Raw genomic sequence first — 11,981 nt, 5'->3', positions numbered from 1 at the left:
CCGAAAGGGAAAAATTTTTAAACGGACTTTTGAAATCCTTTTCTTCCGAACATTCCGATTCTTTAAAGTTCGTTTTGATCAATTCTTTCAAGGAACTTTCCGGAGAGGTTTTGCAAAAAGGTCTTCCCGGTCTTTCTCTTTTTCCCCAAGGCTCCAGGAAATTCATTCGGGAAGAATTTGACCGTTTCGGAAAACGTTTCACCTATCTCGAAGAACTGACTCAAAAGTCCATCTATATCAAAAAAGTTTTAGGAAACGCGATCGTTGGTAATCCAATTCCCAACGAAAGAATTCTTTCCAAAGCGGATAAAATCCTCCTCCATCCTTTTTGGGGAGTTGTTTCGTTTTTAGGAATCATGGCTTTGGTCTTTCAGGCACTTTTCACCTGGTCGGAAATCCCAATGAATTGGATCGAATTAACGGTTCAAAGTGTCGGAAGTTTTGTCGGAAGATTTTTAGACGAAGGTCCGCTTCGCTCTTTGATTCAAGAAGGAATCATCGGAGGAGTGGGAGCGGTTCTTGTGTTCATTCCTCAGATCAGTCTTTTGTTTTTGTTCATTGGAATTTTGGAAGAGACCGGCTATATTGCAAGGGCTTCTTTTGTAATGGATCGTTTTATGGGGAAGTTCGGTCTTTCGGGTAAATCGTTCATTCCATTATTGTCCTCCGCGGCTTGTGCGGTTCCGGCGATCATGGGAGCAAGAACGATCGAAAACAAATCGGATCGGATCACTACGATCCTTGTGGCTCCGCTGATCACTTGTTCTGCACGTTATCCGGTATATATCCTGGTCATCGGTGCGATCTTTCCAGCGGGTAACCTCTGGGGAATTTTCAATATCCAAGCTCTTACGATGCTTGGACTTTTTCTCTTGGGAATGATCTCATCCATGCTCGCAGCTCTCGTTTTCAAAAAGACGTTTTTCAAATCGGATTCCTCCTATTTTTTGATGGAACTTCCGGCTTACAACACTCCTTCGATCAAAAGCCTGGCGCTCACAGTATTCAAAAAATTGAAAGCGTTTTTATCCACTGCGGGTCAAATCATCCTGTTTATTTCGATCCTACTTTGGTTTTTGGCAAACTATCCGAGAATCGACTCTTCTCTTTATCCGAATGCAGGCGATGCGGAACTCAAAAAAATCCAAATCAGAGAATCCTATGCGGGCTCGGCCGGAAAATTCATGGAACCGGTTCTAAAACCAATCGGGTTCGACTGGAAAATGGGAATCGGAATCATCACTTCTTTTGCCGCAAGAGAGATTATGGTTTCGACTCTTTCCATCATCTACGGAGTCGGAGGAGAAGAATCTGACGATGATCTCAAAGAGGCGATTCGCAAAGATAAGGACGAAGATGGAAAAGCAGTATGGGGCCTTAAGAATTCGGTCAGTTTACTTTTGTTTTTCGCGTTCGCCTGTCAGTGTATGTCCACTATCGCCGTGGTCAAAAAGGAAACGAACTCCTTCTTCTGGCCTTCGTTTCTTTTTACGTATATGACAATTTTAGCATATTCTGCCTCTTTTTCCGTCTTTCAGATTTGGAGTCTATTTTCCTGATCATTGTCCCGAATTTCAAATGTTAAGAAGAATCCCTTCTAATCTCAAAATCTTTTCGGGCTTTACGGTCGGGTTTTTGATCTTATTTTTCCTCTATCGACTCTGTTGGTGTATCGTATTCTCTTCCAAATTTTCGGCCGCTTCCGTTCCTGAAATCATGCTTGCGTTTTTAGTCGGGATTCGTTTCGACATTTGTGTCTGCGCGATCCTTCTCGGACCGCCTTGGATTCTTTCGGCCATATATCCATTGAATCGTTTTAGGGCCTATACGCTCCTTTGGGGAATTATTCCTATCTTTTTGTTCTTTTACGCGTCTGCGTTTCTAATCGGAGACACTCTTTATTTCGGCGAAACTAACAAACATCTCGGTTACGAAGGTTTTGTCTTTTTAGGCTCGGAATTTTGGATCATCTTCAAATCGTTCTTTGTAGGGCATACGATTTTAGCAATCGTATCCTGCTCAGCGATCGGAACATTATTCCCTTTTACAATTTATAAATACATTCAAAAAAAAACATATACTTTTCACTCCGCGCAAAAAAGATCCGAACTCCTACAACTACTGATCCTTCCTCCGGTTCTATTCTTGCTCGTTCGAGGCGGAATTCAATCCAGACCTCTCAGACCTAGCGACGCTATGATCTCAGAAACTCATATCGTAAACCAACTTGTTTTAAATGGAATTTTTACTTCCATTATGGATATCAAGTACCAATCGATTCCTCACAACTTGAAATTGCCCTATCCCGATGCGATCGATTCCGTTAGAAAAGAAATCGAATATCCGGGAGCAAAATTCGTTTCCGAAGAATATCCTTTGCTCCGAGAAACCGAAGAAACGAACCCAGGCAAACCGCCTAACATCGTTTTGATTCTTTTGGAAAGCTGGACCGGAAAATACGCATATACGAATGGACAAATTCTTCCCGAAGGAAAACGGATCGCGCCTCATTTCGAAGACCTAATTCGAAAAGGAACCTACTTTTCTTCCTTTTTCGCAAGCGGAGGAAGGACCACCAACGGACTTTTATCCACGTTAACCGGAATTCCCGATGGTCCCGGTTTGACCGTAGTCAGAACGCCTCAAGTTTTGAGCCGTTTCGGAGGTTTAGGAACGGTTTTGAAATCCGTCGGATACAAAACCCTCTTTGTCCACGGAGGGGACGTAAACTTCGACAATATGCTTTTCTTGTTCGATCACTGGGGTTTTGATACGATTCTCGGTCAGGAATACTTCGATACACTTCAAAAATACAAACCCGGTTCTTGGGGCTACTACGACGGAGATTTGTTAAACGAATTACACGAAATTCTAATCAAACAAGAATCTCCGTTTTTAGCGGTGGCTTTGACGTTAACCACTCATTATCCCTACCAGGTTCCTTCCCAGGAAGACGAGGCGTTTTCTTCCTCACTTGAGGAAGCGGATTATTTCAACGTATATCGTTATGCGGATAAGTCGATCTATTCCTTTTTGGAAAAAGCGAAAAAGGCTCCCTACTTCAAAGATACCGTTTTTATCTTTGTGGGAGATCATACACACCACAGGAATCTGGATTATTTCGAAGATAGAAACGTTCCCTTTCTAATCTATTCTCCGGGAAGGATCCCTTCCAGAATCGATCCGAGAATTTCCTCTCAACTCGACGTCATTCCGACCATCCTTGGAATCGTCGGTAAAAAAGTTCAATTTTCGGCGATGGGAAGAAATCTTTTGGACAAACAAATTTCCGGCGGAGTCGCTTATTTTGCTTTCGGAAATCTTTTCGGTTGGATCGAAAACAACTGGATCTTTTACAGTTTTACGGACAAGGTTCGCAATTCCTCCTTCTCGATCGTTCCAAGAATTGGGGAAACGGAAGAATGTAAAAACGATCCCACAAAATGCGAGACATACCATCGAAAAGCGAAATCATTTTGGAACTTAAGTTATGAGTTAATGAACCGAAATCTTATATATCCACCCAAAGAATAAAAATACGAAGTAAAACATGACCTTTCTAAAAAAATTTTCAATCGCATCCGAACTATACGTAGGCACAGAATCCCCTCCAATCGTCGTCGCAGAAATCGGGTTGAATCATAATAACGACGAAGAGATCGGCAAAAAAACGATCAGCGCCGCAAAAAAAGCCGGGGCACAAGTCGTAAAATTCCAATCCTACGTTACGGAAGAGTTCGTAGACATCCGCAATCCGGACGCCAAAATCCTCGCGGATATATTCAAAAAATATGAATTATCCGAAACAATGCATAGGAAATTTCAAAAAACCGCAGAGGAAGAAGGTCTTGTCTTTTTTTCCACCCCTCTTTGCGTCAGTTCTTTGCATCTTCTTTTAAGTCTTAAGGTTCCCGCGATTAAGATTGCAAGCGGAGACGTTACCAACAAAACCCTTCTTTTAGAAGCCGCAAAATCGAAACTTCCGGTGATTCTTTCCTCGGGTGCCGCGGATTTTTTCGAAGTGAATCGGGCAATTTCATTCTTAGAAAAAGAAGGAACGGACAAACTCTGTCTTTTACACTGCGTTTCTCTTTATCCAACACCTCCGGAAAAAGCGAACCTCAAAGTAGTAGAAACATTCAAAAACCTTTATCCGTTTCCGGTGGGTTTTTCCGATCATACTGTCGGAAGTATCGCCGCTTCGATCGCCGTTTCCTTGGGAGCTTGTATGATCGAAAAACATTTCACACTGGATCGGAATTTGGACGGACCGGATCACAGAATTTCTGCAAATCCGGAAGAACTAAAAACGGTTTGTGAAAACGTTCTTACCGCTTGGAAGATGAAGGGAAATGGAGAAAAAAACCTTGGCCGGAAGAAATAAGCGGAAGGTTTTTCGGCAGAAGATCGTTGTATGCAGATTCAAAAGGTTCGCCGATCGCTCTCCGACCGGATCTCACTCAAAAAGCCGGAACGTATTTAGATTCCTGGGAAATCGAAAAAGCAAATGGACTCGAATCGGAACCGGGCAAACCATTTCATGTTTGATTCATTCCATTTTTTGAATATTACAAATCCGATCGTCAAGATCGGATTCCTGTTTTTTCTCATTTCCACTTCCGGAAACGCCTCTCCCGCGGCGTATGGAAATTTAGGTTCCGAAACGGACTTTATCGATTTCGGCAGATGGACTACGACACCCTTCAGTTATTCGGTATCTTCCTCTTTTTCATCCGAATATGGCGGGTTTAACTTATTCGATTCCGATTCGAACACACACTGGTATTCTACCAATCGTTCCGGTTCGGAATGGATCATCGTCGATTTTGGGTCCAAAAGACTCATCAACGGTCTGGAAATTACCGTCCCTCTTTTTAGAAAAAAAAGAGCGGCAAAAAAATACGAAGTTCAGGTGTTGATCCGAGACGACTGGAGAACCATATTCGTAAATCAGAATGTGGAACTGCATAATTTCCACAAACTTGAAAACTTGGACGCTTCGGTTTTGAGAATTTATTTCCCCGATACGACGGATCACGGCGTAGTGATCAGCGATCTCAAACTTTTCCTGAATCAAAAGCTATTAAACGGAATCGAACCCAGACTTCGCGGTTATACCTTTCCCGTTCCAGACGGATTGATTCCGAGTTTCGACTTTCAACTTCCGAACGCTCCCCGTATCTATCGAAACGGAGTTCATAAAGGAATTGATATATACAAAAAAAGAGAACTAGACGGTCGAATCCGAAATCTAAATTTCCAAGACGAAGCGATCGCTCCGGCGGACGGAGTTGTGGTTCGCGCGGATCATTCGTATTTTCCCATGACTCTCTCCGACTACGAATATCACACGTCCCAATCCCAAAAAGGAACGGTTACTTACGTCGAAAAGGATTTCGGAGGGAGACAGGTTTGGATCGATCACGGACATGGCGTAATGTCGAGTTTCAATCATCTTTCTTCAATTCGAAAAAATCTAAAAGTAGGCGCAAAAGTCAAACAAGGAGAATCGATCGGTACCGTAGGCAATTCGGGACTCATCGAAGAAGCAAAAGGGTTAACCGACAACACCCATCTTCATTTTGAAATTTGGGTGGACGGGGAATTCCTCGGGAACGGACTTCCTCCCGCTCAAGTTCGTAAGTTATTGCAGTTCTTTTTTAGACGCAATGGAGTGGATTGATGTATATGATGATCTCGCGGTTCCCTAAGAATCGATTCTTGAATCAATCTAGGATCAATTCGATTTCGATCGATCGCAAAATATTCCCACAAATTTTCCGCAAACAACAAACATTCGATAGCGCATAATGTATATTGAACGAAAATCGCGCACGTCCCACTACACAAAAATTCAATACGAGCAGCGTTTTTGTAAACACATTCAAAATATAGAATACAATTATTCCGCTGCACTTAACATTTTCGCTAAGGATGTGAAACAGTTGTTTCGTTAGAGACAATCGAAGGCGATAGCCATACAACTTTTTTCGTAAGAAAAAGTTGTGCCGAAGGCCTTTTCGCGAAACAAGCCTGGGCTGTTCCTTTCTCGGAGAAATTTTGTTTTCGTTCCAATTGGAGCAGGAGCGCCTCAATTGTCAAACGATCACTACACATATTATGAATTTATAATTCACGAAAATGAGACCGGATATAAGATTTACCAGTCCAATCGTTTTTTTACGACGTAGCCGGAGCGGAAGAATTGGAGTTTCCCTTCATTATGCTAATCTTTAACGTCCTTTACATATCCGCATCAAGAGTAATGGTTAGTATGAACCGAATTAAAACCTGATATTTCCGAGGTTTTTTCGAAAACAACACTCTTGTCGTTTTGAATACGAGTTCTCTTATCCGGAAATGAGCGGAAGAGTCGACTTCCAATCTTTCCTATTTCAAATTCACTGTATTTCCGCATCCGTAAGACAAAACCACCACACAAAAGTTCAGTACACAAAAAGCACTTCCAAAACACATTCAAAATGGCGAATAGACCCCTTTCAACGAACTTAACATTTGTATACCAAAAGAAAACTTTCTAAAAAAATCGGAAAAGAGATTGTACTTTCTTTCCGATATTTGATTATGTCCCGTATTGTAAATTCGGTGGAGATCCGTTATGCCTGAGCAGGTGCAAAAAATCTTAAACAACATCCGGGAATTTTTTACGACCCTGGATACGACTAAAAAACTTATACTCGGAGGAGTGGCGTTAACCGTTCTGGTTGCGATTGGAATTCTTTCCACAATCTCCCTTCAAAAAAACCGAGTAGTTCTGTTTAAAGACTTAACGAGCAAAGACTTTGCCGAAGTAACCAAAAAACTGGACTCTCTCGGCTATCAATACGGAAGTTCGGATACGAGCGTGATTACAGTCGATCCGGAGCAAAGACAAGAAATCGTAACGAAACTTGCTCAGGAAAATTTAATTCCTTCGGGAGTTCAGGGTTGGGAACTTTTCAATGTGGATAAGTTCACCGAAACCCAGTTCGACAAGGATATCAAAAAATACAGAGCCCTAAAGGGAGCCATAGAACAATCCCTGATGACTCTCCGCTCCGTGGACAAGGCATACGTAAACATAGCCTTCCCCGAAGACGAACTCTTCAGCTCGAATTCATCTCCCGTCAAAGCATCCGTAATCCTCCACTATATTCCAGGAGTCGAATCCCTTTCCAGAAAAGAAGTCAAAGGGATTGTAAACTTGGTTTCGAGAGCCGTTCCGAAATTAAAACCCGAAAACGTCAGCGTCGCCGACGCAGATGGCAAAATCATCAGCGACTTCGAAGAGGACTTGGAAAAAGAAAGGCTGGAACTTCGGATCGTTCAGGAAAAATTAAGAATCGGCGAAGAACAAAGGATCCAACGTTTGATCGACATGAGAAACACACTCCGCTGGCTACTCGGAGGGGAAGACAGAGTCGATATTACACGTTTTGAATATAACTTGAACTGGGATAAGGAATCCTATAAAGACAATTCCGTATCTCCCGTAGTCGCAATTCCAGACAACCCAAACACTCCTTATTCCGAATTAAAGCTTGTGGACGGATATTCTCTCAAAGTTTCCTCCAAAGAAACCAAAGAAGACTTCAAAGGAAGAGGATTTACACCGGACGGTCCCGCGGGAACCGAACCGAATATTCCTCCCGGATACAAGGATACCGACTATCAAAAATCGGAATACAGTAAGTCCGAAAACATCAATAACTACGAATTCAACAGAAGAGTTTCCGAAGTTCAAAAACAACCTTGGAAAGTGGAAAAAGTAAATCTCTCCGTTGTAATCGACGGAATGTGGGAAAAAAAAGAGAAAGAGGACGGAACCGGTTACGATCGAAAATACATTCCGGTTTCCGAAGACGAGCTCAGACAAATTCGTAAAAACCTTGAGTCCGCCGTAGGAATCGATAAGGCAAGAGGTGATCAGATTTCGGTCATCACGATTCCAAAAGACAGATCCTCTCAATTTGCGGCGGAAGACGAAGAACTCCGCAAACAAAAGGCGATCCGCCAGATGATCATCGCATCCTTAATCATCATCCTTCTTTTAATCGTAAGCATCCTGGTTTACAGAGCGGTCAAAAAAGAAATCGCAAGAAGAAGAAGACTCAGAGAAGAAGAACTCGCAGCTCAACAACAAATGATGAGAGAAGCGGCGCTTCGAGTGATGGACGAAGGCGGAGCGGAAGTGGAACTCTCTCTCGACGAAAAATACAGAAGAGAACTTCTCGAAAACGCAATCAATCTCGCAAGGGAAAAACCGGAAGAAGTCGCACAACTTCTCCGCACATGGCTCTCTGAAGAGGAAGCGGGCTGATGAATCCACTGTCCTCCAGACAAAACAGAGCGGGAAGTCTTCTTCGGATTCTGGGAGAACACCTCCCTCCGGAAGTCTACCGTCATCTGGGTCCGGAGGAGACGGGGAAACTTCTCGAAACATTTCACAAAACCGGAAAACCGGACTCTAAAGAAGAGAGAGAAATTCTCTCTTCTTTTTTAAATTCTCTCTCCAGAATTCGAAAAGAAGAAAGTATCGATCCTGAAAGTTTAAATCTCATTCGGGAACTCGAAGCTCTTCTCAAAGAAGAAAAAGAAGAGAAGGACCTTCTCCAAGAACTAAAGACAAAAAGCGCGGAAGAGATTTCAAGAATCGTATCCGGAGAAAAACCGAGTATGATCGCTCTGATTTTATGTTTCGGAAATCCGGATGCGGCGGCTGCGGTGTTAAACGACTTTCCCGAAAAGATGAAAGAAGAGATTCTTATACAGATCCACGATCTGGACCTTTCCAGCGAATATGAGAAGAATCGTTTGGAAAGATTTCTGAAGTTCAAACTCGAGGCATTGGCTCTTGAGGAAAAAAGTCTCCCGATCAACAATCCTATGGGGAAAAAGGCCGCCGATCTTTTGGGAAGATTACGACCCGGAGATTCTCAAAAAATCTTCGATCGAATCCGCGAGAAACGTCCCGGCTTTGCCGAAAATATAATGGAACACTTCTTTCGGATGGAAGATCTGTTATACTTAGAAAGAGAACCGTTAAATCGGTTTTTTTCTTCCTTTCATCCGATTGTCCTCGCGTGTGCTCTCAAAGGCACGGAAACGGAAGTTCAGACGCGAATTCTTGAAAAATTAGAACCCGCTCTCTCCTCTTCCATCCGATTGGAATCCGACTCCATGGGTCCGATCAGCCTCGCCGAAATGGAGACAGCTCAGAACGGAATCTTAGAAAGACTCCGGGACGAGATCGAGGAAGGAAGTATCAAATTTTGGAGAACTACTTAACTCATGGCCAAACTCGTCTTTAAACCCATACAAATCGCGGACATCAAAGATCAGGTAGAATTAGCAATCCCTGATAAATACAAAAAGTTCCACAGAGACGAAGACGCAGAAGAGTTCGAGGTAGATCAAGAAGGAAACATTATCGAACAGTATCAGGGACCTTCCATCGAAGAGATCGAAGCGGAACTGAGCCGTTACCGAGAAGAAAACGAGGAGCAGGTTCGCAAACTCCTCGAAGACGCAAGAAGAAAATCCGAAGAGATCGAAGAAGAAGGACGTAAACGCGCCTTCCAAATGATCCAAGACTCCAAAGAAAAAGTCAAACTCGAAGAAGACACAGGCAAAGCGAAAGCGGAACAGATTCTAGACAGAGCCAAAATGGAAGTCGAGAGGATGATCAAAGAAGCCGAGATGAAAGTCGCGGAGATCGAACACGAGGCTTATTTAAAAGGTTATGACGCGGGACGGGAAGTCGGTTTTAAAAAGGGCCAAGGAGAAGTTAGGCGTCTTATCGACCGTTTGGGAACCATCGTAGGTAAGGCGATTGATATTCGAGAAGAAATCATCCAAGCTTCGGAAAAGCAGATGGTGGAAATGATCCTCATCATTTCACGTAAGGTGATCAAAGACGAAATTATAGAAAGAAAGGAAATCGTTCTCAACAATATTAGAGAAGCTTTAAAGAGAATCAAGGACAGAGATCGCGTGGACATTCGAGTCAACTTCGCGGACTTAGAACTTACCACCGCACACAAAGACGAACTCATCAAACTTATGGAATCTCTCCGCAAAGTCAATATCTACGAAGACTCTCGTGTGGATCGAGGCGGGGTTATCATCGAAACCGACGTGGGTGCAATCGACGCGAGAATTTCCACTCAGCTCAAAGAAATCGAGGAAGCGATCCGAAACGCGGAACCGATTTAAAATGTGGTAAACGACGAATGGCTATTTTGAACTCCTGTTTTTTGAGGTTTGGTTCCTCCTTTTTCCGTAGCGCTTGAAATGATTCTTTTTCTTTGTTGGAATCATTTTTGCAAATCATAGTAAAACGTTTCCAGCCCCTCTCCTTTGGAGTGGAGTTTGATGCAAACGTGGAGCAACTTGTTTTTTTAGAGTGTTTCTGCACCGAAAATTCAGAGGATTTTTCCCTTACGGGAGTTCCCACAAAATTGGCTTGTTCCGGATTGAACTTATCATTGAGAGTAAAAGCGCGCCGAATACATCCTTCATTACTTCCCAACACGACATAATTCTTTTATTTTCGCATAGATACTTGACTTTCCTACAAACTCAGGATACCAAGAGATAATTCCGAGTTTTTCTATGATTGAAAAGAAATTTCACGAAAAAATAGACGTGATGTCGAAATACTTCCTGATCATGGATCGCACCGAAACGATCCGAAAATCCGGAAAAGTAATTCGAGTCTCTGGAAATGTCATTTATTCGGAAGGACCTCCCGATTCTAAAATCGGAGAACTAATGGACGTTCAGAAAAGCGGGAAAGAAGGTTATCTACAGTGTGAGATTGTAGGCTTTGAAGGTCACGTTTATACCCTTATGCCTCTCGGTCCCATCGAAGGAATTTATCCAGAAGCATTCGTTTTTTCGTCCGGAAGAAAACTCGCAATCCCCGTCGGTAAAGAACTTCTTGGGAGAGTTTTAAACGGGGTCGGAAGACCGATCGATAAAAAAGGTCATATCATCACAAAAGAAGAACGCGGACCTGATAACGATGTTCCAAATCCTCTGGATCGCCCCATCATTCGGGACATTCTCATGACCGGGGTTCGGGCAATCGACGGGATCCTTACCATAGGAAGGGGACAACGTGTCGGGATCTTTTCCGGTTCCGGTGTTGGTAAATCCAGTCTCCTCGGTATGATAGCGCGTTATACTAACGCAGACATAAACGTCATCGCTCTCGTAGGAGAAAGGGGCCGAGAAGTAAACGAATTTATAGAGATCGACCTCGGAAAAGAAGGTCTTCAAAAATCCGTTGTTCTCGCCGCTACCTCGGATGCCCCCAAAATGGAACAGGTTAACTGCGCTTTGCTAGCCACTTCCATCGCGGAATACTTTCGAGACCAAGGAAAACACGTAAACCTAATGATGGATTCCTTAACTAGATTTGCTCAAGCCAATCGGGAAATCTCCGCTTCCAACCACGAACCTCCGATCACGAGAGGTTTTAGTTCATCCGTTTTTTCTAAATTAGCAAAACTTGTAGAACGTTCCGGAACCTCCAAATCCGGAGGAACGATCACGGGATTTTATACTGTTCTCACCGAAGCGGACGAAATGGAGGATCCGATCGCGGACGCTGTTCGAGGTTATATAGACGGACATATCATCCTAAACAGAAAACTCGCGGAAAAAAACCATTATCCCGCGGTGGATATTCCCGCTTCCCTTTCGAGGGTGATGGCAAGAATCGCTCCGGAAAATCAGAACCTAAGAGCAGGGATGATTCGGGAACTCATCAGTGTTTATAACTCCGCGGAAGAATTGATTCGTTTGAACGCGTATGTTTCCGGTTCCGATCCGAGAGTTGATCTTGCAATTCGTAAAAAAGATAAGATTGATCGTTATCTGAAACAGAAAATTCAGGAACGAAGCACCTACTCTCAGGCGGTGCAGGGATTGAAAGAGATACTCGAAGACGAGCAGGAAAAAGAGGAGTTCTAATT

The 11,981-nt window shown here is 43.2% G+C and carries 7 protein-coding genes and 1 pseudogene (1 of these 8 running past the window's edge); all 8 read left to right on the top strand.

What is annotated here, in order from left to right:
• On the top strand, positions 1 to 1,559 hold the 3' portion of the coding sequence (feoB, locus tag LEP1GSC062_RS11530) for a ferrous iron transport protein B (RefSeq protein ID WP_020984304.1). Its footprint begins 556 nt before the window's first position; the window shows 1,559 of its 2,115 coding nt (coding positions 557-2,115); its start codon lies off the left edge, out of view; its stop codon occupies positions 1,557 to 1,559.
• Between the two features lie 19 nt (positions 1,560 to 1,578).
• The gene (locus LEP1GSC062_RS11525; RefSeq protein ID WP_020984342.1) at positions 1,579 to 3,534 is read left to right on the top strand and encodes an LTA synthase family protein; all 1,956 of its coding nucleotides are present in this window, start codon (positions 1,579 to 1,581) and stop codon (positions 3,532 to 3,534) included.
• A 16-nt stretch (positions 3,535 to 3,550) separates the two neighbouring features.
• A pseudogene (locus LEP1GSC062_RS11520) lies at positions 3,551 to 4,548 on the top strand (N-acetylneuraminate synthase family protein).
• Positions 4,541 to 5,683 carry a M23 family metallopeptidase gene (locus LEP1GSC062_RS11510; protein ID WP_010577901.1) on the top strand — a complete coding sequence of 381 codons (1,143 nt, stop codon included), beginning with the start codon at positions 4,541 to 4,543 and terminating at the stop codon, positions 5,681 to 5,683. Before LEP1GSC062_RS11520 ends, LEP1GSC062_RS11510 begins: the two are co-directional and overlap by 8 nt.
• A 936-nt stretch (positions 5,684 to 6,619) precedes the next feature.
• Positions 6,620 to 8,320, top strand: coding sequence for a flagellar basal-body MS-ring/collar protein FliF (gene fliF / locus LEP1GSC062_RS11505; RefSeq protein ID WP_010577900.1), 1,701 nt, complete (start codon positions 6,620 to 6,622; stop codon positions 8,318 to 8,320).
• A complete protein-coding gene (locus tag LEP1GSC062_RS11500; protein WP_010577899.1) occupies positions 8,320 to 9,288 on the top strand; it encodes a FliG C-terminal domain-containing protein in 969 nt (322 codons plus the stop codon). Before fliF ends, LEP1GSC062_RS11500 begins: the two co-directional genes overlap by 1 nt.
• Positions 9,289 to 9,291: 3 nt before the next feature.
• Complete coding sequence (fliH, locus tag LEP1GSC062_RS11495; protein ID WP_010577898.1) at positions 9,292 to 10,215, top strand: flagellar assembly protein FliH; 924 nt, start codon at positions 9,292 to 9,294, stop codon at positions 10,213 to 10,215.
• Positions 10,216 to 10,614: 399 nt separating this feature from the next.
• On the top strand, positions 10,615 to 11,979 hold the full coding sequence (gene fliI / locus LEP1GSC062_RS11485) for a flagellar protein export ATPase FliI (RefSeq protein WP_010577897.1): 1,365 nt from the start codon (positions 10,615 to 10,617) through the stop codon (positions 11,977 to 11,979).
• The last annotated feature ends 2 nt before the right edge of the window (positions 11,980 to 11,981 follow it).

The sequence above is a fragment of the Leptospira alexanderi serovar Manhao 3 str. L 60 genome (assembly GCF_000243815.2).
Classification (GTDB): domain Bacteria; phylum Spirochaetota; class Leptospiria; order Leptospirales; family Leptospiraceae; genus Leptospira; species Leptospira alexanderi.
Note: the sequence above shows the minus strand (reverse complement) of the source record. Positions and strands in the feature narration are given on the sequence as shown.